The sequence below is a fragment of the uncultured Algibacter sp. genome (assembly GCF_963976535.1).
GTDB lineage: Bacteria > Bacteroidota > Bacteroidia > Flavobacteriales > Flavobacteriaceae > Algibacter_B.
Genome location: NZ_CAXBLF010000027.1, coordinates 1 through 23,001 on the forward strand (window position 1 = coordinate 1; position 23,001 = coordinate 23,001).

18 protein-coding genes are annotated in these 23,001 nt (G+C 33.2%); 6 read left to right on the forward strand and 12 right to left on the reverse strand.

Features of this window, described 5'->3' with window-relative positions; translation table 11 throughout:
* Positions 1 to 30: 30 nt before the first annotated feature.
* Both AAC024_RS09040 and AAC024_RS09045 read right to left on the reverse strand, forming a co-directional pair.
* Positions 31 to 1,734 carry an AarF/UbiB family protein gene (locus AAC024_RS09040; RefSeq protein WP_339894991.1) on the reverse strand — a complete coding sequence of 568 codons (1,704 nt, stop codon included), beginning with the start codon at positions 1,732 to 1,734 and terminating at the stop codon, positions 31 to 33.
* 4 nt (positions 1,735 to 1,738) lie between these two features.
* A complete protein-coding gene (locus AAC024_RS09045; RefSeq protein ID WP_339894993.1) occupies positions 1,739 to 2,107 on the reverse strand; it encodes a hypothetical protein in 369 nt (122 codons plus the stop codon).
* Between the two features lie 121 nt (positions 2,108 to 2,228).
* Here AAC024_RS09045 and AAC024_RS09050 point away from each other — a divergent pair, with 121 nt between their 5' ends.
* The 4 genes from AAC024_RS09050 (at position 2,229) to AAC024_RS09065 (ending at position 4,259) form a co-directional block, all read left to right on the forward strand.
* Positions 2,229 to 2,636, forward strand: coding sequence for a CBS domain-containing protein (locus AAC024_RS09050; RefSeq protein WP_339894995.1), 408 nt, complete (start codon positions 2,229 to 2,231; stop codon positions 2,634 to 2,636).
* Between the two features lie 125 nt (positions 2,637 to 2,761).
* The gene (locus tag AAC024_RS09055; protein ID WP_339894996.1) at positions 2,762 to 2,977 is read left to right on the forward strand and encodes a heavy metal-associated domain-containing protein; all 216 of its coding nucleotides are present in this window, start codon (positions 2,762 to 2,764) and stop codon (positions 2,975 to 2,977) included.
* A 103-nt stretch (positions 2,978 to 3,080) separates the two neighbouring features.
* On the forward strand, positions 3,081 to 3,254 hold the full coding sequence (locus AAC024_RS09060; RefSeq protein ID WP_339894998.1) for a hypothetical protein: 174 nt from the start codon (positions 3,081 to 3,083) through the stop codon (positions 3,252 to 3,254).
* A 63-nt stretch (positions 3,255 to 3,317) separates the two neighbouring features.
* Complete coding sequence (locus AAC024_RS09065; RefSeq protein ID WP_339894999.1) at positions 3,318 to 4,259, forward strand: L,D-transpeptidase; 942 nt, start codon at positions 3,318 to 3,320, stop codon at positions 4,257 to 4,259.
* Here AAC024_RS09065 and AAC024_RS09070 read toward each other — a convergent pair.
* The gene (locus AAC024_RS09070) at positions 4,241 to 5,266 is read right to left on the reverse strand and encodes a 2-hydroxyacid dehydrogenase (protein WP_339895001.1); all 1,026 of its coding nucleotides are present in this window, start codon (positions 5,264 to 5,266) and stop codon (positions 4,241 to 4,243) included. The genes AAC024_RS09065 and AAC024_RS09070 overlap by 19 nt on opposite strands.
* 212 nt (positions 5,267 to 5,478) lie before the next feature.
* Between AAC024_RS09070 and AAC024_RS09075 the strand changes: the two genes are divergently transcribed.
* Positions 5,479 to 5,979, forward strand: a complete 501-nt coding sequence (locus tag AAC024_RS09075) for a hypothetical protein (protein WP_339895002.1) — start codon at positions 5,479 to 5,481, stop codon at positions 5,977 to 5,979.
* Between the two features lie 11 nt (positions 5,980 to 5,990).
* Positions 5,991 to 6,365: a GerW family sporulation protein gene (locus AAC024_RS09080; RefSeq protein WP_339895004.1), complete on the forward strand. Its 375-nt coding sequence runs from the start codon at positions 5,991 to 5,993 to the stop codon at positions 6,363 to 6,365.
* Between the two features lie 519 nt (positions 6,366 to 6,884).
* On the opposite strand, the gene AAC024_RS09085 is transcribed toward AAC024_RS09080, so the two are convergent.
* The 9 genes from AAC024_RS09085 to AAC024_RS09125 form a co-directional block, all read right to left on the reverse strand.
* Complete coding sequence (locus AAC024_RS09085; protein ID WP_339895005.1) at positions 6,885 to 8,150, reverse strand: M14 family metallopeptidase; 1,266 nt, start codon at positions 8,148 to 8,150, stop codon at positions 6,885 to 6,887.
* Between the two features lie 10 nt (positions 8,151 to 8,160).
* Positions 8,161 to 9,540, reverse strand: a complete 1,380-nt coding sequence (locus AAC024_RS09090; RefSeq protein ID WP_339895007.1) for an alanine/glycine:cation symporter family protein — start codon at positions 9,538 to 9,540, stop codon at positions 8,161 to 8,163.
* A complete protein-coding gene (locus AAC024_RS09095) occupies positions 9,533 to 10,849 on the reverse strand; it encodes an amidohydrolase family protein (RefSeq protein ID WP_339895008.1) in 1,317 nt (438 codons plus the stop codon). The genes AAC024_RS09090 and AAC024_RS09095 overlap by 8 nt, the downstream gene beginning before the upstream one ends.
* An 18-nt stretch (positions 10,850 to 10,867) precedes the next feature.
* Positions 10,868 to 13,906, reverse strand: a complete 3,039-nt coding sequence (locus AAC024_RS09100) for an amidohydrolase family protein (RefSeq protein ID WP_339895010.1) — start codon at positions 13,904 to 13,906, stop codon at positions 10,868 to 10,870.
* 24 nt (positions 13,907 to 13,930) lie between these two features.
* Entirely contained in the window at positions 13,931 to 15,412 is a 1,482-nt protein-coding gene (locus tag AAC024_RS09105; RefSeq protein ID WP_339895011.1) for an aminotransferase class V-fold PLP-dependent enzyme, read from the reverse strand.
* A gap of 170 nt (positions 15,413 to 15,582) precedes the next feature.
* On the reverse strand, positions 15,583 to 16,521 hold the full coding sequence (locus tag AAC024_RS09110) for a cation transporter (protein ID WP_339895013.1): 939 nt from the start codon (positions 16,519 to 16,521) through the stop codon (positions 15,583 to 15,585).
* A gap of 201 nt (positions 16,522 to 16,722) precedes the next feature.
* A complete protein-coding gene (locus tag AAC024_RS09115; RefSeq protein WP_339895015.1) occupies positions 16,723 to 18,120 on the reverse strand; it encodes a SusD/RagB family nutrient-binding outer membrane lipoprotein in 1,398 nt (465 codons plus the stop codon).
* Between the two features lie 10 nt (positions 18,121 to 18,130).
* Positions 18,131 to 21,559 (reverse strand): SusC/RagA family TonB-linked outer membrane protein, encoded by a 3,429-nt coding sequence (locus AAC024_RS09120; protein ID WP_339895017.1) that lies wholly within the window; start codon positions 21,557 to 21,559, stop codon positions 18,131 to 18,133.
* Between the two features lie 155 nt (positions 21,560 to 21,714).
* Positions 21,715 to 22,941, reverse strand: a complete 1,227-nt coding sequence (locus AAC024_RS09125) for a FecR family protein (RefSeq protein ID WP_339895019.1) — start codon at positions 22,939 to 22,941, stop codon at positions 21,715 to 21,717.
* Positions 22,942 to 23,001: the final 60 nt, after the last annotated feature.

Consider the following 23,001-nt stretch of genomic DNA (forward strand, 5'->3'; position numbering starts at 1 on the left):
ATTTAAAACGCATACAGTAGCTATAGGAAATTAATAATCATAATCACCTTTTTTTATGTTTGTTATAATACCAAACCCTAAAATTACTGCCATTAAAAAACTTAAAATACCTAATACAGAAATACTCTTCCAAAGTGGGTGTATTTCAAACACTATAAATAATGAAGCCCCAATTATTAAGGCAACCATAATAAAAGTTGTAATGAGTTGTTTTGTTATTCTTTGGAGCGTATGCACCATAGGATCTATACCCTTATGGGTTAGGTCTACTTTTATTTGACCAGAATTTATTTTGCGTATTGCATTCTTTAAATCAGATGGGAATTCTTCCATATAATCTGTAAGTTCAACAATAGAATTTACAACCTTTTTACCCATTTTTATAGGATTGTATTTTTTAGTGACACTTGTTCTAAGGTAGGGTTTTGCAATTTCAAATTGTTCCAAGTTAGCATCTAGCTTGTTAATAACACCTTCAACAGTGACTAAAGATCTAGCAAAAAGAAAAAAATAAGTAGGAACTTTTAATCCATGAGCAATGATAATATCTTTTAGTTCTAATAAAACCGTACTCATTTCGTTCTCATGGATATCTCTCACATAATATTTTTCTACAAATTCATTAATATCAAACTCCAAATCTCTCATGTTTGAAATAGGCGCATTGTTTGATAGCTGTTGTAAAGTTTTAATTATATTTTTTACATCCTTGTTTGAAATCGCTACGAATAATTTTCCAAAAATTGAAATATCTCTAGGGAGCATACTTCCCATCATGCCAAAGTCTAAGTAACAAATATGACAATTAGGGAGTACCAATAAATTCCCTGGATGGGGATCAGCATGGAAGAAACCATATTCAAAAATTTGTTTAAAATAGCTAATCGTAAGTCTTCTAGCAATAACTTTAGTGTCAAAATCTTTAGCTTTTAACTCATCAATTTGATTGATTTTAATTCCTGAAATAAACTCCATAGCTAAAACTTTTGAAGTTGTAAAAGCTGAATATACTTTAGGAGCCTCGGCAAATTGATCTAAAGTGATATCGTTTTTCAGGTTATTATAAAACCTTTGAATATTAATGGATTCATTAACAAAATCAATTTCTTTCAGAATGGATTCTTCAAAATTTTCAACGATTCCAATGGGGTCAAAGCTTTTTAAAGAAGGAATTCTTCTTTCTAAAACTTCTGCAATTTTATACATGGCCTTAATATCTTCTTCAATAACTTCTTGAATACCAAATCGTTGAATTTTTAAAGCAACCCGCTTACCAGAGTGTAAGGTTACCTTATGTACTTGCGCTATTGATGCCGATGCAAAAGGCGATGGCTCAAACCAAGCAAATAAGTTTTCTACGGTATCTTTTAATTCTGTTTCTACAATTTGTTTAGCAACACTTTCTAACATTGGTGGTACATTGTCGTGAAGTTTTTCTAACTCAAAAGTTAATTCCAATGGCACTAAATCTGGTCTATTACTTAAAATTTGTCCAAATTTTACAAACGTAGGTCCTAACTCTTCGCATACCAGCCTCATTTTAGCCCATTTGCTATTTGCAACGGCATGTTTTCTTGAAGCTTTAGGAATTAATTTTCGCATAAAAGAATATTGATTATTCTCCTCTAAATATTCTACCAAATCTTCAAAGCCATATTTTATTAAAACTTTAAGTATTTGGTTGTACCTAGAGATAGATCTAAAATTCTTTCCAATACCTGTAAGGATGCCCATCGTTTTATGCTTTCATTTTATTTAACCTAGCTTCTAACAAAGCAACAGTCGCGTCCAGCGTTTCCAGTTTTTCATTTAGAGCTTTAATTTCATCTAAATGCGCCACATTTATTTTTTTATAAAATTTAACAATTAGTTCTTCAATTTTTTCATTTAACTCTTCCTTTAATTCATGGGTTTTTAAAATTATTTTATCTGCAAATTCTAATTCATTTCCATTTTCGTCTAATTGAGATTCGGACATGATATTATTGAAATTATCTTTCCCTTTTTCTGAAAACTCACTTATTTTATCTAGAAATTTTGTGTCCTTTGCTAAATAATAAATACTAGAACTTAATGTGAGTAGCTCTAAAATTGTTTTTGTTTTCATAACCATTTGTATTTAACTAAATATATTGACAAATAATGTCATTTAATATGATATTAATCATTTTGGGTTATGGGCTAATGGTTTATTTTTAAAGTAGAATAAAACATTAATTTTTATACCAATGAAAACCAATTCGATCATAACAATAATGACTAAAAATGTGGTATGTATTACACCAGAGCAATATCTTATAGATGTTAAACATATTTATGAGAAAAAAAAATGGCATCATCACATTCCCGTAACAGAAAATGAAAAATTAGTAGGTATGGTTAGTTTAATAGACTTTATGTATCATATTGCTGGAGCTGGAATTAGTGATGACCATAAAATATATAAAGAGTTAAAAGTTAAAGATATAATGACTCAAAAACCATTTTATTTAACAACTAGCGCAACTATTGAGGATGTAGCTAAAGTTTTAACTGAAGGCCATTATCATGCCATTCCTATTCTTGAAAACAATAGACTAGTAGGTATTGTCTCGACTGTTGATGTTATTAAATCTTTCTTAAACGATACCGCATAATATAACTTATTATAATAAGTGTCCCTTTTTAAAATTTCCAATATTATACTACAAAGACTGATGGTTATCATTTCTGCATTTCCCCCTCAAATGTATCTTTATTAGTATTAAATAATGAGTGTATTATGAAAACTACGCTGTATATACAAAACTTAAAATGTGGTGGATGCGAAACTACCATAATAAATAGAATTTCTGCATTAAAAGGAATCTCTAATATATCTATTAAACTTCAATATAGTACAATTACATTTGAATATGAGACCAAAGAAAATATTGACCAGATTAAACAAATACTTTCAAAAATAGGCTATCCCCCTTTTGTCGAAAAAATGATTTAAAGAAAAAAGTGAAATCTTATATGAATTGTGCTACTACTAGAAAAAAAATAGATAAAGACACTATTTCAAGTGAAGTTTAAAAAAATAATATTTAAAAAAAATAATGAATAACAAAGAAGATAAGAGTAATTGGGCTATAGGTGGCGGTATTCTGGGAGGTCTTGGAATGGGCTTCTTTTTTCTAGAAGAGTCTGCTCTAATGTTTGTAGGATCTATAATTCTTGGACTGGGCATTGGTTTGTTAATCACTTCAATTCTTTCAAGAAAAAAAGATTAAACATTTTTAATGTTATAATGCGGTTAAGGATATAAAGGAGTGAACCATTCGAAATGAATTAATATGAAACTTTCATCAAAATTTATACTAGCTTTATTTGTTTTAACCCCTCTATTATTGATATTAAAGTTTTACTGCCCAAAAAACGATGATTATTTTGCATCTTTAAATACATTGGGTAGCAAAACTTTAATTACTAACGCACTTCCAATAACCATTAAAATAAGTCATGATGTTATTATAGAGAATTATTTTCAATTCATAGATTCTATAACAACGACATACGATTCAATGACACCATATAGCTTAACGGAACATCTTCTGGTTAGAACAAATGCGTGGATTATAGACACGCTTCAAAACACCGATTATTATAGAATGAAAGCGCGAGATTCGTTTGTATATAATCAAAAAAAAATGATTGTTTTACCCGAAGGAGCTGTTATAACTATTCCCGATTCTGCAAAGGCTATAAAACTTCTAAATTCATTTAAAAACACCCTTATAGATATTAACATTCCAGAATTTAAACTTCGCCTTTTTGAAGATTCCACTAAACGTTATGAATTCCCAATACGAGTTGGAAGAAACGAAAAGAAATATCTTAAAATGGCGGGAAGAGTGGTCGATTTAAAGACAAAAACAGGCAATGGCACCATTGTAAAACATGTTCGAAACCCAAGTTACTATAACCCAGTAAACGGCCATCGCTATTTTGTAACAAAAAGAGATGACGAAAAAGTTACCAAATTACCTCAAATCTCCTTTATAGAAACCGAAATAAATGGCTTAAGAAATGGACAATTAATTCATCCAACCACTAACCCTATAACTTTAGGAAAAGCTTATTCAAATGGCTGTATTGGCACTAACGAAGCTGATGCCTGGGTTATTTATTATTATGCGCCTATTGGTACAAAAATTAAAATAAGATACGATTTAAATGTGCTGAATGAAAAAGGTGAAAGAATAATGCTAAAAGATATTTATGGTTTCAATAAATGATTGCCCATATTTATAGCATTGGTTAAGTCATTTTCCGTTTTCTTATTGTTAACCCAACAATCTAAATTATAAATAGTAGTTTCTGCAATATTTGTTAAGGCTTCATGAGTTAAAAAAGCATGATGACCAGTAATTAATACATTTGGAAAAGCATTTAGTTTTATAAGCATACCATCCTTTGGAATATCTAAAGAACAATCTTTAAAGAATATCTTTCTTTCATGTTCATAAACATCCATGACCAACCCAGAAATTTGTTTATTATCCAGAGCCTCAATAATATCATTAGTGTCAATTATAGCACCTCTTGCTGTATTAATAATGATGACACTAGGTTTCATCAAAGTAATTAATTCTTTATTTATTAAATGATGTGTATCTGTATTTAAAGGTAAATGAATCGAAATGACATCACTTTGTTCGCATAGCTCTTTTAGTGATACATATTTTAATCGATAATCGATAGTCATTCTTTTCTTCTCCTTAATATCAAAGCCTAATAATTCACAACCAAAACCATGCATAATTTTAACCATAACAGATCCTATGTTACCTGTGCCTAGTATCCCAACAGTTTTATTTTTTAAGTCAAAACCTATTAAGTTATTAATATCGAAATTGAATTGCTTGACACGCAGACTTGATTTTACTAAATTTCTATTTAGAGTTAATAAAAGAGCAACAGCATGTTCTGCAATCGCATGAGGCGAATATACCGGAACATTAGCCACTTTAATGCCCAATTGTTTAGCTGTAAACAAGTTAATATTATCATGGCCAACAGATCTTAGTGTTATATATTTAACACCAAAATCCTTTAGCTTTTCTAAAACTATGTTTGAAGCATTATCGCCAGAAAATATGGATACTGTATTATATCCAACAGCTTTAATAGCGGTTTCAGATGTTAGTGCATCTTCAATAAAAGTTAATTTGTGCTTTCCATTATTTGCGCTTTCCAGATAAGGGATTTCAAATTTTTTAGCACTATAAATAAGTACTTTCATCTTGGTTAATAATTAGATTATAATTTATTGTTGCTTTAGTGATTTCTTAATAGCTACCTCATATTTTGTAATGGATGAATCAATTTTCAATCCAATAAAGCTATCCGATTTAATTAAAAACAACAATGATATATATCATATCTATTGCTTTAAGTTGAGCAATATCATTTTTTATATACTTGATAATATTTACTTTAAAACAAAATTTAATCATGACACTTTTCATACTCATAACACTATTTCTATTGCTCTTAGTTGCCTTGCTACTAGTACCAATAATTATATGTATAGACACCACATCTAACCAATATTACTTACAATTACAAGGTTTAATTAAAGCCCATTTAGAAAATCATGATGCAGAAATTTTTAGAATTAGAATAAACGTTTTATTCATGAAATTTTATATTTATCCATTAAAAAAAAAGAGCATAAACAAACAAAAAAAGGACGATAAAAGACATTTAACAAAGCTTAAAAAGAATATGTCTTTTAGTAGATTTTTTAAAATATTAAGAACCTTTAAAATAAAGCAACTTTTTATAAATATGGATACTGGAAATTGCATTTTGAATGCCAAGTTGTATCCATTATTTGCATTATTAAATTATACCGCAGGAAATTTTCACATAAATTTTCAAGGACGAAATCAATTGGTGTTACTTGTAAAAAACAGACCAATAGATATCATAAAATCATTTATTAACCTTTAAATTATTGTATTATGGATTTACATTTTGAAGAATTATTAGGTCAGATTACTGACTTTATTAAAACAGAAGCCAAAACAGAAACTGTTGTTGGCGAACAATTTGAATTAGGACAATTTAAATGTGTTCCAGTAATAAAAGTAGGTATGGGATTTGGTACAGGTGGAGGCGAAGGCATTGAAACCAAGAACAAAGCCCGTAAAGGACAAGGAGCAGGTGGAGGAGCTGGTGTTGGTATAGAACCCATAGGTTTTTTAGTAACAAAAGAAGAAGAAATATCTTTTATTGAAGCAGGAAAAATTCATGGTTTAGCCGCAGCTTTTGAAAAAGTACCAGACTTGATCGAAAAGATTGTTGATAAAAGAACTAAAGATGAAATGACAACTTAATTCATATCATCCGAAAGTTTTTAGTGGTTAACGTACAGACTGAATGTTTTAAGTTAAAAATTAATGCATTCAGTCTGCTATTGTTGTTATAGGTAGGTTAAATTAAAATACCGCATTAATTTACTAAAATGCAATTAAGTACATGACAAAAATTTATTTCTCAAAATTAATTTTGAGAAATAAACTACTTGCCATTTTCAGGACATCAAAGACCTCACAGGTTTTCAAAACCTGTGAGGTGGGGTTTACGTAATAAAAAAGCTGTAATACGCTATATATATATATATATATATATATATATATATATATAAGGTTTATAGTACTATTCTGAATTTTTGTTATGTACTAAAAAAATGCATTATATATTTACATAACCCGAAACTAAAAATTGCATACGTTTTTGTATATGATTTTATAATTTTCACCATAAGTAGTCTAAGTTTAAAAATAGCTCAAAAAATATCTTCTAACCAAACTAATATCGCTAAAAACTTTGAGAAAATACTAATAGCATCAAATTCATAATTTAGAAAGCATCAGTTTCATTAATTCAATGGCACTTAACCTTCCTTTTTCTTTTATAAATGCTCTTGGCGTGTTATCGCCAATTTCAAAAACCAAGGCTTCCATACCATGAGCAACATAAAAATAATTACGTGATATGATAGCTGGATCCATTTTATCACTTGGTTTAATATTTGGGTTATATCCAGGGATTTCTTTCTTTACATTATCTAACCATTCTGGCACCAATCCAGGCATATTGCCTTTAAAACTGTCGGCTATGGTATAATAAATATCGTCCCAAGTAGAATGGAAATCTATGCCGAAATAGAATTTACCCTTTGTTTCATTCTCCTTTTCTTCAATAAATTTACTCACAGCCAATGTTTCGGGTTGATTAAAATGAGTCCAATCCCTGTTCAAATCAATTCCCCCAGAATTATGTCTCCAATGCCCATTATCAACCCCATCTGGGTTCATCAAAGGAACAACATAGGTTGTGAATTTTTTTCTAAACTTTTTAGCCAGTCTTGAATCAGAACTTATGGTTTCTACAAAAGCTTTCATTGCCAAATACCCTGTAACTTCTGGTGGATGCTGCCGCGATATGACCATAAGCATTCTTTTTGATCTTTTCTTACCAATACTTATGGCAGTCAATGGTCTTCCTTCCTTGCTTTTGCCAATTTGCAGATTTGAGATAAAAGTTTTTTTTGATAAATCATCAACCCATTTTTTAACATGTCTCGAGGTTTGAAGTTCTTGGGCACTTACCCATAAAGTATCTGAACTTACTTCTAACGTCATTTGTGCATTTAATGCAAGTGAACCTGGACCAAAATTTTTGTCACCTTTTTCATATTCCACATAATCTGTAGAATCTATTGATGTCCAATTTAATCCGTCATTACTTAATTTAGGATAATATCTATGCTTATAGCCTTCACTATATGTAAGGGTTACATAAATTCGTTTTTTTTGTTTAGACCAAACTTTAAAAGCGTACCAAGGGCTTGTGTTTATTGGTGTATTTTCAGGAGTTATAAGTACCGTATATGTACTGTCATTATCTTTAGCTATACCATTTAATCGACCGCCTTCAAAATTATTGAAAAAATAAACAGCATCCGTTTCAAAAGGAAATATTCCTTTCCATTGTTTTTGTACGGGTTTTGCAGTTGTTACAATTTGTTTTATAGGCTCTTGCCCTTTAAAAACAGGTTTTTGAGCATACGTGTTCAGTGCAAATATAAAACTGAATATCAAGGCTATTTTTTTCATACTTTTTTTGTTAATGGGTTGACTCTTTTTCAAGTTTGTTAAAATATAATTTAGTGGCCTGCATTACTTTAGGCGCCAATATAATACCAGATACCATTGTTGGGATAGCCATAAGGGCAAAGCTTATATCAATTAAACTTACAATTCCTGTCATAGAAGAAACAGCACCTATGATAATGCTGGCGATATAAATATAATTATAAGCCTTTTTAAATTTTGTCCCCAATAAAAAAGAGATGCATTTCGAACCATAATACGAATAAGTAAATAAAGATGTAAAGGCAAAAATAGACACAATAAATACCAGTAAAAATGCCCCATAACTTGGCATGGCCTGAATAAAAGCATATAATGTAATGGTGACTCCCTCTATATTTGGCTGTAACCAACTATTGGTAACAAGAATGGCCAAAGCCGTTAAGGTGCAAACAATAATGGTATCAATAAAAGGGCCTAACATGGCTATTAAACCTTCCCTTACAGGCTCTTGATTGCTTGATGCTCCATGTGCCATTGGCGCAGTACCTATACCAGCTTCGTTTGAAAATGCCGCTCTTCTCACACCAACAATTATAATGCTACCAATACTACCGCCTAAAACGGCGTTGCCTGTAAAAGCATCTTGAAAGATGAGGTATAATGAAGGAACTATAGCCGTATAATTAACTATCAATATATAACTAACCGACAAGAAATATAATATGACCATAGCTGGTACAAGCTTTGAGGCAAAACTTGCAATTCTTTTTATGCCTCCCAAAATTACAATAGAAACAAAAACACTGATTATAATGCCTAAAATGAGTGTTGATTCAATAGATACTTGATACCCCAAAGCAGGAAGCAAAATATCATTTAGCACTTGCGTTAATTGGTTGGCCGTAAAAACAGGTAGCGATCCTATGAGTCCGGCTATTGAAAAAAATATCGCTAGTGGTCTCCATTTTTTCCCCAACCCTTCGGTAATAACATACATTGGGCCTCCTTGTATTTCACCTGAACTATCTTTACCACGATACATTATGGACAAGGAGCAGGTAAAGTATTTTGTGGTCATGCCAATAATAGCACTTACCCACATCCAAAACAAGGCACCTGGCCCTCCCATTGAGATAGCAATGGCGACACCAGCGATATTGCCCATTCCTATAGTGGAAGAAAGCGCAGTAGATAATGCTTGAAATGCACTTATTTGTCCTGGATTATTTTTGTTGTCATATTTACCTTTTAATATGGCTATGGCGTACCAAAAATGTTTAAATGGCAATAATCTGGAATAGATTAAAAAATAAATGCCACCACCAATGAGTAAAATCAATAAAGGAATATCCCAAATCCAATTACTAAACGCAACTATAGCCTCCTCAAAACTTTGTAATAAGTTACTCATTGTGTCCAAATAATTCGGAATATTGTTTATACTGTTTTTGTTGTTTTCCTTCCAATTCTATATTTTTCCCTTGTATAAAGGTATGTGTAATCTTATTTGTTCTGATATCCAAAGCATCTCCGGTTGATACAAATAAAGTGGCATCCTTTCCAACTTCAAGTGACCCTAAAGTATTGTCAATGCGTAAAATTTTTGCTGCATTTAAAGAAATTGTTTTTAAGGCATCCTCTTTGCTAAGACCAAAAGCTGCAGCTACTCCAGCATAAAACGGTAAATTTCTGGACGTTGACAACATCCCTTCATGGCTTATCGCTACCACAATGCCTTCTTTAGAAAGAAGATATGGCAGTTTATATCGCAGATCGTAATCCATATCTACCTTACTTGGTACACTATGAGTAGGAGGCAGAATTACCGGAATATTATTTTTCCTTAAAAAATCTACAACCAATAAAGTCGATTCTGCTGATATGAGTACAACATGCTCTATTCCCATTTTTTTTGAAACTTGAATGCTTTCAATAATTTCTTTTGGTTCAATAGCATGTATAAACAACGATTGTGTACCATTAAATAATCCTTGTAAAGCCTCAAGTTTTAAGTTTGGTTTATTATCTTCTTGTTTCCCATAAGCAATCGCTTGTGTAAATAAATTTTTCAATTCTGTTACATTAGTATCATAATTTTTGTTAGGATTTGACCGTCTTGTATGCGTTGCAGCATCGTAAGAAGTCCGGCTGGAACTTGGCCAATTCAAATGTATGCCTGTGCCAAATTTGTATAAGGATTCTTCCCAATTTCTACCATCAAGTTTCATTACTGACGATGTACCTGAAACCATACCGCCTCTTGGAGCAGTTTCAACAGTTAAAATACCATTAAATCTTAAAACTGGTAAAAATTCTGAATCTGATTTAAAAGCAAAAGCTGTATTTAAATTCGGGTTAATCCTACCTTCTTCATTTCTATCATTTGAGTGTGGTACACCACTAATTTCTTCAATACCAATTAAAGAATTGAGTAAAATAAATCCAGGATAAATATGTTGCCCAGAGACATCAATTACTTTATACGCAGAATTATCAATCTTTGTGTTTTCTAATTTATCAACTATTGAAATTTTACCATTTTCAAATCCTATAACAGCATTTTGTATCACCTGGCCTGTGCCAATATGTAAAGTGCCACCAACTAATATAACAGGTTCATTTTCGCTTTTTATAGCTAACTTATCTTGTGCAAAAATGTTGAATGACATGCCGCAAGTAACTAGTAAAATTAAGATTTTATAGTTTTTAGTATGTTTCATTTGTATTGGATTTAATAATTAATTTTGAACACCTAAATACTCGCAGGTGAAATCTGGTTTTGATATGGAAATGTGTGGTTCAACATTTGAACCTGTTTTAATGGCATTCTTCATTGCGCTGATGATTCTGTTTCTTTCAGTTTGAATGCCTTTTCTTAATTGCTTATCTTTTTCAATATCGAAATACACCATGCCTTCTATTATTGTTTTTTCGGCTTTTGCATAAATTGAAAGTGGGTTTTCTGACCACAAAACAACATCGGCAGATTTTCCAATTGTAATGCTTCCCATGGTATCGTCCAAATGCAATAGTTTAGCGGGGTTAAGTGTCACAAGTTTTAAAGCATCTTGTTCATTCATATTGCCATATTTAACAGATTTTGCTGCCTCTTGATTAAGATGCCGTATAGTTTCCTGACTATCAGAATTGACAGCTGTAACAACGCCTTCATTATGCATTACTGTTGCGTTATAGGGAATGGCATTTCTGGTTTCCCATTTAAAATTCCATTTGTCTGAAAATGTGGAACCGCCTACACCATGTTTCAACATTCTGTCTGCAATCCTGTAACCTTCTAAAGCATGCGTAAAAGTGTTAATGTTAAAATTAAATCGTTCTGCTACATTCATGAGCATCAACATTTCACCTTGCTGATAGGCATGACAAGAAATATACCGCTTGCCTTCCACAATTTCTAATAAGGCTTTATTAGCTAAATCTACTCTAGGTTTTACTGTATTGTCTTTCTTTTTTAAAGCATTAAACTCTTGCCAGTGCTTTTTATACGCCAATGCTTGTGTAAACACATCGGTATATACTTGTTCCAATCCCATCAAAGACCTAGGAAACCGGATAGAAGGTGCACTTTTTGACCGCTTGGGGTTTTCGCCTAAAGCAAATTTTATAAAGGGTTTAGCTTCTTTTATTTTTAAGCCTTCAGGATTTTCTCCCCATCGTAACTTGATAAGTGCAGACTGGCCTCCTATTGGGTTAGACGAACCATGTAATATTTGGGCTGCAACAACGCCTCCTGCCAATGCTCTGTAAATATTGATTCGCTCTGAATCTAAAGCATCACTCATTCTTATCATGGCAGATACCGTGGCAATATCGTTTACGGCACTTAACGCAATATGGGAATGCTCATCAATAATGCCTGCCGTTAAATGCTTCCCTGTTCCGTCAATTATTCTTGCTTTAGATACTTTTAGATTTTTACCAATTTGAACTATCACTCCATCTTTAAGCAACACATCGGTTTCGGTTAAAACGCCCTCATTTTCATTGGTCCATACTGTTGCATTTTTTATTAATATATCTTGTTGTATTGGTTTTTTAGGGCTGCCGAAGGCTACAAACGGAAAAATGACATCACCTAAATCTTTTCTTTGCAAATCCGTTTCTTTCTGTTGATTTGTTATATTTTGTAATGACTCTTTTGCTTTAGAGGCCTTCCAGTCAATCCATTTACCATCATTGCCCTGCCCTTTACCTTGTAGAACCATTTTCTCTGGGTCATTATTTATCCAACCTCCTAAACGATAAAAAGATTCAGAATCTTTATTAAATTGAAGGGTTACTATATCTCCGGTCAATTTAAAATCTGTTTTTATTTCTGTTGAATTCTGATTAAGAACCTTTGCATTATAACCCTTTTTTGATTTTTTAACCACCAAAGAATAATCTTCACCATCAATCGAAAGCGAGTAGGTTCCATTAATTGAAGGATTATCCTCTTGAGTAACAATATAATTTTTGCCTTGAACCCAGTTTTCATAAATAACCGTTTGCTTATCAAAAATTTTTCCAGAAGTAATTATGAAATTTGCCAATTTTCCGCTTTCTAAAGTTCCTATTCTATCTTCCTGATGCAACAATTTAGCTGGCAGTACTGTTAAACTATATAAGGCCTGTTTAGGACTTAAACCATAAGCTACAGCTTTTTTAAGATTGGATAAAAAATTATCCGTTTTGCTCTGACCGTGAGATGTAATAGCAAAGGCTACACCTTGTTCTTCGAGGCGCGCAGGATTAGATGGTGCCAGTTCCCAATGCTTTAAATCAGCCAAGGAAATTTTTTCAGTATCAAAAGGATTTGAAACGTCATAAGCTGCTGGAAAATTAAGCGGAATTATAAATGTTGCGTTTAACGCTTTAATTTCATCAATCCGTTGGTACTCGTCCCCACCACCCTTAATGATATAGTCAATGTTAAATTCTTTTGCTATTTTATGTGCTCTTAAAGCACTTAACCAGCCATTGGTCTCAAATATTTGTGGAAGTTTTTTTGTATTTAAAATAGCTTCCAACGATTGGTCCATAAAAGGTTGGTTCTGAAATTGATTATACCATTCCGCATCATAAAAGGTTTGACGTAATAATGCAATACTTCCCATAGGTGAAATGGGGAAATCTTGAGTTGAACTGCCTTTATGAAAGGAAAAATGAGCAGCCACTTTTGATAGTAACATTTCATGGTTTTCATTATTTTCTCCAAGGGTAACCAAAGATGCTGTTCCTCTGGACACACCATCTGGTCTAAATGTAGCTACAAGCCCAAATCCTTGTTTACGAAGCTGTTGTGCTCGCTTTCTATCAACCAAAAAATGTTCAGATGCATTATATTCAGATTTTATAGCTTCATTAGCATTGTATGAACCCTTTGTATTAGATTGTATTTGTTCTCTTTTAACATAAGGGTTTCCTCGTGGCGAATTCTTCACTTCAGGTTGTCCGTATGTACTAAAAACATCAATAAAAGAAGGGTAAATATATCTTCCTTTTGCATTTATTTCGGTGTAACCGGTTGGTACTTTTCTTCCATTGACCACTTTTTCAATACTTTTGTTTCTTATTAATAATGTGGCATTTTTCAATAGCTCTCCTGGTGCAGGAATTATGGTTGCATTGGTAATAGCAAAAGTATTTGGAAGTTGGTTTGAAACACCATTTTCAGGAAATGTCTCTTGGCTATTTCCTATATACACCATTAAAAATGTATATATAAAAGCCAACCATAATGAGCGCTGATATCTAATTACTTTATTTCTTTTCATTGGGTCTTTATTTTATTGTAAAAATCATACTTCAAAAAATGTTGACGTATTCACAAGATAGTTTGCTTCATCTTTATGATAAAATTCATTGGTTAAAGGAGAATATGTGTAGTCCTTACGCCATTGTTTATGGCATTGCATAAGCTGGCTAATGGCGTCAATAATATATTGCAATTCCTTATCTGTCATAGTTGGGTGAAGTGACAAACGAACCCAACCTGGCTTTTCTGAAAGATCGCCACGATTAATTTCATCTGTTATTTTTTTGGATTGCTCTCTGGTAACTTCCAATAATAAGTGGCCATAAGTCCCTGCACAAGAACAACCACCCCTAACCTGGATGCCGAATCTATCATTTAACAATTTAACAACTAAATTATAGTGTATATTTTCAATGTAAAATGAAAATGCTCCCAGCCTATATCTAACATCTTTGGCAAGTAAGTGCAATCCAGAAATATTCGATAATTTCTCATAACATGCTTTAACAAGTTCATTTTCACGAAGACGGATTTTTCCGACGGTCATTTTCTCTTTCAACTTAATTGCCAAACCCGCTTTTATGGCTTGTAAAAAACCCGGAGTGCCACCATCTTCACGTACTTCAATATTATCAAAATAATGATGTTCGCCCCAAGGATTAGTCCAAGTCACAGTGCCTCCTCCAGGATGATCTGGAATTTTGTTTTTGTATAGCGTTTTATTAAAAATAAGAACGCCTGAGCTACCCGGTCCACCAAGAAATTTATGAGGTGAAAAAAAGATAGCATCCAAACGTTGGGCAACATTTTCAGGATGCATATCCATATCTACATAAGGTGCAGAGGCTGCATAATCAACAAAGCAATATCCTCCATTTTTATGCATTATTTCTGCTAGTTCATGAATATTGGTGCCAACTCCAGTAACGTTGGAGCAAGCAGTGAACGCTCCAATTTTTACTTTTCGGTGCTTATGTTTTTCCAATGCTTTAATTAAATTATTGGCATTGACAAATAAATTTTCAGAGGGTTCTAACACCTCAACATCTGCAATTGTTTCCAACCAAGTTGTCTGGTTGGAATGATGTTCCATGTGTGTTAAAAAAACTACTGGTCTATCTTCTTCAGAAATATGGATTTGGTTGGCATATTTTTCAGGAATTTTAAGTCCTAATATACGCTGGAATTTACATAGAACACCCGTCATTCCAGAATCTGATGTAATGATAACATCATCATGAGAAGCATTGACATGTTTTTTAATGATATTATGTGCTTCTTCATAAATATTTGTCATCAATCTCCCTGTGTGGCTGGCTTCAGAATGAGTGTTCCCAACCATGGGGCCTATACGATCCTGTAATATTTTTTCAATGGGTCCATATAATCTTCCGCTTGCAATCCAATCTCCATAAATGAGTGGTTTAGAACCATAAGGCGTTTCAATTTTTGCATTGATTCCAATAATATTCTCCCTAAATTCTTGAAAATATTGTTCTAATGTTGTTTGTTTGCCTGTAATCATATTTTAAAAGTAAAGACTGTCTAAAAAGAAATGTATTTTATTTTGATGAACTAATTCAAATAAATTATCTATATAGGTTAACTGCTCGTTTTGGTTGAATACAAACAATCAGTAATTGGAATTTAACTTATTTAGACAGTCTTTATTGTTATTTATGTAGTTGGCTTTTATTATTGAATTCTATCATAATAGCAACATCCTGGTAGGTCGTCATATGCTGTTTGACTGGCTTTATCAAATTCAGTATCATGACCAACAGAAGCTATAGCTTTTGAAATATTTTTTTTCTTTCCTTTTTTATTTGAAACACCTACAGTTAATATTTTAGTCTCTTTATCCCATACTGCACTAACCACTTCAGGAATACTTTTAGCTGCTTTTTCAATACGTTTTTTACACATTCCACATTTTCCATTAACGCTGAAACTATATGATTTAACAATTTTGGCAGTTGTTTTAGTTTCATTAGCTTCATCTCTATCATATTGGCAACAACCTGGCAAATCATCATATACAGTCGCTTCTGCTTTATTAAACTCGGTATCGTGTCCTATGGTGGCTATTGCCTTGGAAACTTGCTCTTTTGTGGTGGTAGCATCGGAAACATCAATATTGATGACCTTACTTTCCTTATCCCAAGTGGCATTTGTAACACCAGAAACCGCTTTTGCCGCTTTCTCGATTCTCTTTTTGCACATCCCACAGTTTCCTGAGACCTCAAAATTGAAAGATGCGACCGTTTTTGCCGTGGAAGCTTCCGTGTTTTCAGTTCCTTCCCTATCATATTGGCAGCAGCCTGGAAGTTCTTCATACATTGCATCATTAGCTTTATTAAATTCTGTGTCATGACCAGCTGCCTCAATGGCATTTGCAACATCAATAATATTGGTATGCCTTGCCATGATAACTTTTATGATTTTAGTCTCTTTGTCCCAGTTCACAGAAGATACCCCTTCAACAGCCGATGCTGCTTTTTCAATGCGTTTTTTGCAGCCGTTACAATTACCGAGTACCTCAAATTCGGAGGTTTTTTCTTGTGAAAACCCAGTATTGATTGTAAATAATACTATAAGGCAAATCATTATACTTGATAAAATTGATTTTTTCATAAAAAAATATTTTTAAACTATTTATTCTATTTGTTTGTTTATAAGCACTTTGAAGACAACTAATAACCATGTAGTTAAAACATAATATTGTAATACTCCAAACTATTAGCTATAAACCCTTGATTTTAATTTATGGATAATACAGACTAGAATCTATTAACCAAAACCCTAGTCTGTATTGGTAGATATTACATTTTATTACTACTGATTCACTTTTGTAACCTCAAATAAGCCAGGATCTTCTGGTGCCATTTGATTTGACAGAATCTCATCTTCAGGATATAAAAAGCGTTCTACATTTTGTGTTGCCGTTGGTACATTTAAAGGGAATGGAACAGCAACATCGGAGTCACTCTTCTTCAGTCGTCTTGCATCATCAAAAGGCATAAAGGTTGTAAATCCTGAAACGTACCGTTCTTCAATAATTTCCCTCAATAAGGCTCTATCAGGATTTATACCATCCATATTTTCAATTCCTCCAGCATCAAAATCTGAAGCTATATAGGCATCGTATGTGTAAGGTTCTGAAGAGAAATTGGAATTTAAAAACGCACCAGTATTCAGAAAATTACGGAGTTCATTTAAATGTCCTAAACCTATAGTGAAACTTTGAGTACGTGCTCCAGCTTCAGCAAGGATTAGCAAGTTTTCTTGATAAGTAATCATTGGTTGCGGTTCAAGTTCGTTGGCAATACCTAAATTAATTTCGGCGCTTGTCTGGTCTATGGAATAGTATCCAAAACGTGCCGTTTCATCGGTTTTGGTGTTATTACGGGACATACCGCTGCTGTTATCCAATAATCTGATTAAATAACTATCTCCGGTGCCAGTATTAGGACCGCCAGAGAGAACAATAAAATATTTATTTTTGGTACTGTTTTCACCTGCCACATTCAAAGGGTCAAACACCATGCTGTTGCCACTGGAAGAAATTCCGTTTTGAGCAGCATTATAGGCATTGTCATACTCCTTTGTGTGCATATAGTAACGTGCCTTTAATGTCCAAGCAGATTCCAGCCATTTTAAGCGGTTGCCATCAAAAATATAATCTTCGATAATGACACTTCCGTCCGCGTTTTCCAAATCATCAATGGCTTCCTGAAGCAGTATTTGCAGCTCATCAAAAACAGTACGTTGATCGTCAAATCTAGGATCTTCAATATCACTAACAGCTTCTGAATAAGGAATATCCCCAAAAAGCGAAGCATAAGTTCCAATAAGATGAGCTTCGAGTACTTTAGAAATGCCTTGGTAAAATGGATTATCTGTTGTTCTGCCACGCATCTCGCGCATAGGTGTAATTACGCTTTGGTAACCATCCCAACCAAATGTTGTATTTGTTACGTTATACAAAAACCTTTCCTGATCAACTTGTTCAAAGCCTATTAATTGACTTGAATAATACCCAGCCATTCTGCTAAAAGCACCTAGCTGTATATTAATATTGGATAGTTCGGCACCATTAAGAAAAAGACCCGCATCAACAGCGTCAAGTGTAAGCTGATTGGGATTTTTATTTAGGTCATCAACAATGTTTTCGCAACCACTTAAAATTATCGTTACAAAAACGAGTATGTATTTTATATATATAGATTTCATAGTTTAAGGTTTAAAAATTAGCTTGAAGATTAAACAATATGGATCGCGTACCTGGATTATTAAAATAATTCATTCCGAAAGCATTACTAACACCATAGTTGTTAGTTTCCGGGTCAACACCAATAAGGTCGGTCCAAAGTATAAGATCTCTACCTGTAACAGATATCCTTAAAGATTCGAGTGAAAGTTTCGATGACACTTTGAGTTTGTTAAAGGTATAACCCAAGGTCACGTTTCGTAATTTAGTCCAAGTAGCGTCTTCAATATAAAGGTCATTAAGCTTGTTAAAGCCCAAACCACCACCTATACCACGATAATAGGACTCATCCAGAAGTACATTTCCGGCACCAAAATCTTTTATATTGCCACGAACTGTTGTTCCTGCGGTGAATACATTACCATTCAAGTTTGTTAAATCCTCAGTAAGAGTAACTTCATTTGCTACATCTTCATGAACTCCAAAACCATAAAGTACAATTCTGGTCCTGTTTATAAACTCACCTCCTTGCGAGTGTTCGAACAGAAAGCTAAAATCTAGGTTTTTCCATTTCAGCTCCAGCCCCAAGCCGCCGCGCCAATCTGGATTTGGGTCGCCAATTACACGCCTATTCCTGTCCAATTGTGGAAAACCATTTGCATCAAGTGCTAAACTGTTATCTTCGTTACGAAGTGCACCTGGCAACCAGAAAGAACTCATTGCAAATCCTTTTACTGCTTTGGAAGTTCCACCGATATCAACGGTTTCGGCACCAGCAATATCAAGCACCTTGTTTTTATTATCATTAAAGTTTGCATTAAGTGATATTTGCAAATCTTGACTATCTATTATTTTACCATTAAGATCAATTTCAAATCCTTTATTTTCTATTACGGCAGCATTGGTATAATTTGTGCTAAATCCTGAACTCGGATTGGTATTAACCGCAAAAAGGATATCTTTTGTTTCATTTTTGTAGTAGGTTAACCCCAGACTAATTCGGTTCTTAAAAAACCTTAAATCTGTTCCTACTTCCCATTCGGTTTTTATTTCAGGTTTTAAATTTGAATTTCCTTTTTCAGAATCTACTAAAAAGCTACCACCAAAAGTTGAAAAACCAGTTGATGCCAAAGTATCAAACTTATAAGGTGCAGGTTGTATCCCTACTTTTCCCCATGCAAACCTTAATTTTCCAAAGCTTAAAGTTTCCGATTCAATTAAATCGCTAAATTGCCAAGCCATATCTGCTGAAGGATAAAAGAAAGTTCCTTTTATAGTAGAAGATGCCTCTAAAGCTCCAGAAACATTGACGAACAATTGATCAAATAAATTGAACGCTAAAATACCATATCCTCTATTTGAACGAATTTTTCGTATGTTCCTATTCCAAGATGATGCTGCTTGATCTGGGTTAAGATCGGGGGTAGGAAGGCTGGAATTTACAGCAAATGGGCTAACGGTATTAGTATTGGAAAACCGTTGTCTGTCATTAAAGTTCCATCCTAATGTTGCCGAAACTTCTACATCCTTATTAATGTCCTGTGTGGCGATAACTATACCATCAAAATTAAGTTCCCGACTTGTTATATCGGTTTGTGTCCAAAGTCCACCACTACGATTACCACTTGCTGAACCTATGGGAAAAAAAGAACTCCTGGAATCGGAATAATAATCCAAGCCACCTCTCAAAATAATTTTCAACCAATTAATCGGATCCATGGTCAGTTCAGGAGAAATAATAAACCTATTGACTTCATTAGGTGATTTCTGTTCATTTATAGTCCATAACGGGTTATTATAAATAGGGTTTTGAGATTCTCCGAATTGTCTCCGATAGGATCGTTGCCTGTCAGGAAACACATCGCCATTACTTGCCACATAAGTACCAATATAATCTGAAATATCAAAATCTGCTGCAGTTCGTAAAAGCCCCAACAAAATACCATTTGTATTTTCTCCAGCTTGTATTATCCTATTTGAATCTGTGTTGGTATATGATATTTTATTGCTCCAACTTAACCAGTCGGTAAGTTGTGCCTGCGTATTGAGCCGCAAGTTTTGACGTTTGTAATCGAAATTTTTAATAATACCCTCTTGGATAAGGTTTTCATAACTAAAAAAATACGATGTCTTTTCGCCTCCACCACTTACAGAGATGTTGTGTTGGGCATAAACACCTGTTTGGAACACTTGATCGTAGTTACTGTCAACAAAGGTTTCCCTAGAGTTTTTTGTAGTTACAGGATAGTATGTATTTCCTGAGGTATTTGATTGAAAATATCGCCCGGTTTCATCTACTTCATCTGGGCCTCCTGAACGGTCTGAAATCTTATCTCCCCATGATTCACTTCTATTTATTGCTCTAACACCACCTCGTCCTTGTCCAAATTTATCTTGCAATGGGGTTTTTACGTTAATCTCATCAAACGATTGTGTAAAGGAATATTGTACTGTTGGTTTACGATTCAAATTTCCATTTTTAGTGGTAATAACAATAACACCATTGGCGGCTCGTGAACCCCATAGTGCTGCTGCCGATGCTCCTTTTAAAACTTGTACCGATTCGATATCTTTGGAATTGATATCATCTAATCTAGATTGTTGGCTAATAGTAACATTCCCAATATTGTCATTACTCACAGGAACGCCATCGAGTATAATTAAAGGTTGGCTTGCGCCTTGAATGGTATTGGCACCTCTTATTTGGATTGCAGACCCTGAACCCGGATCGCCATTTGATTTACCAATTCTAACACCAGACGCCTTGCCTGCCAAAGCATTAATAACTCCTGCCTCGCCTGATTTAACAATACCTTCGGTTTTAACAATGGAGCTGGTTGATCCAGATTCGTCAACAAATTGCTTCGTGCCAATGGCAGTAATAATAACTTCGCTTAACTCATCAAAATTTGCCAGCAATACAATATTTAAGGTTACCGTATTATCTACTTTAATCTCTTGAGTAGTATACCCTAAATAAGAAAAAACTAATACATCGTCAATGTTGGTATTTATGACATAACTTCCCTCAAAATCACTGACAACGCCCTTATTTTTTCCCTTAATAATAATATTTACTCCTGGTAAGGGTATTTCGTTTTTATCTGTAACTGTCCCGCTAATTTGCTGCTGTGGTTGCGAGCCATTATCATCAGGGTTTTTTTCTAAAATAATTGTTTTATTATCGGACAAGGTGAAGTTAAAATCTCCATAATTAAGGCTTCGTTCGAGGAGTTTATTGGCCTTGATTATTCCTTTTTTAAGATATACTTTTGGTGCATCTTTAAATAAATCTTCTTGATAGATAAAAGTGTAATCGGTTTGGTTTCGAATTAACTCAAAAACCTCATCGACGGTCAGGGTTTTATCAATATCTATTTTAATTTTTGTGTTTTGCGATAACATATTATCCGACGAAAAACTAAAAATTGTAGTACAGAACAAGAAAATAAAAGTTCTCATGATGTTGATTAAGAGCTTTTTTTTAATACAGAAAAAAACTTTGGTTAAATTAATTTTCATAAATTTGCATGTTAGTTGATTAAACAATTGATTAATACTCAAAAAGGGAGTGATAGTGGTACTTTGAACGGTGTAAACTTCGTTCCCTTTTATTTTTATTTTAAGATTATTTTGTTGTTGTTTATTTCATAGGCATTAATAAAATTAGTGTTTTTTATAGTTAATAGAATATCTTCAATCTTTTGTTTTTTACTTAATACGCCAATAAATTTAACATCTTCAAGATCTTTGTTTAGAAAAACAACTTCGGTGTCATACCATCGAGACAATACTTTCATAATATCTTTTAATGATTTGCTTTTAAAACTAAAGATCCCATTTTTCCATGAGATTTCATCATAAACGTCTATAGAAATGACAGATATGCTTTTATTGTTAAGATGCACTATGGATTGTTGATTTGGTTTTAATGTTTCTTTCTCAACACCAATATCTAAAACCACTTTACCTTCAACCAACGTGGTGTATATGCTATTTTCGTCTGAATATGCCTTGATATTGAATTCTGTTCCCAATACTTCAACTTCTTGCATTTTTGTAAGAACTTTAAATATTGCCCCATTATGTTCAGTGCTTGGGGAAACATCAAAATAGGCCTCGCCATATACAAGTTCTACCTGACGGCTTTCTCCGTTAATAAATGCTACGGGGTATTTTAATTGGCTTTCTGAATTAAGCCATACTTCTGTGCCGTCGGATAATATAATATGAAATTGACCTCCTCTTGGAATCGTTAAATAATTGTATGTTATTTCTGGTTTTGTCGTTGATGCCACCTCATAAATTATCTCTTCACCGTTACTCGACAAATTATTTGCAACATACTTTTGCCCTTTTTCCAAAGCAACTTCTGAACCATCGGAAAGAGTTAAAGTGGCTTTATCTGTACCTGTTTGGATGTTGTTATTTACGATGATTGGGGTATTGTCATTGTCGTCTATTGATTTACTAAAGAAATTGACCCTGAAGAAATAACCCGATGCCAAAATACCCACAACCACCGCAGCAGCAGTATATTTAAACCATGCTTTTCTGCGTAGTGGTATTGGTTTACTTGGTTCTTTGAAATCTTGCTTTTTAGCAGCAGCAGCAAGTTGTAAAGGTTCTTTAAGTTTTACTAGTATAGTATTCCAAGCTTTATCACTATCTAAGTTTTCGGCAAGTCCTATGCGTCTTGATTTTTTATAAAAGTGTAGGTAGTTGGCAAACATTTGCTTGTTTTCAACACTTTCATTTAACCATTGTTGTAAATCGTTAAATTGTTTTTTACTTATTTCATTGGTAGTATAGGCCGAAATAAGTTTTAAAATATGGGCGTTCATTTTATGCATTATTAATCTCTTATACTATATATATAACAAAAGATCAAAAATGGGTGACAA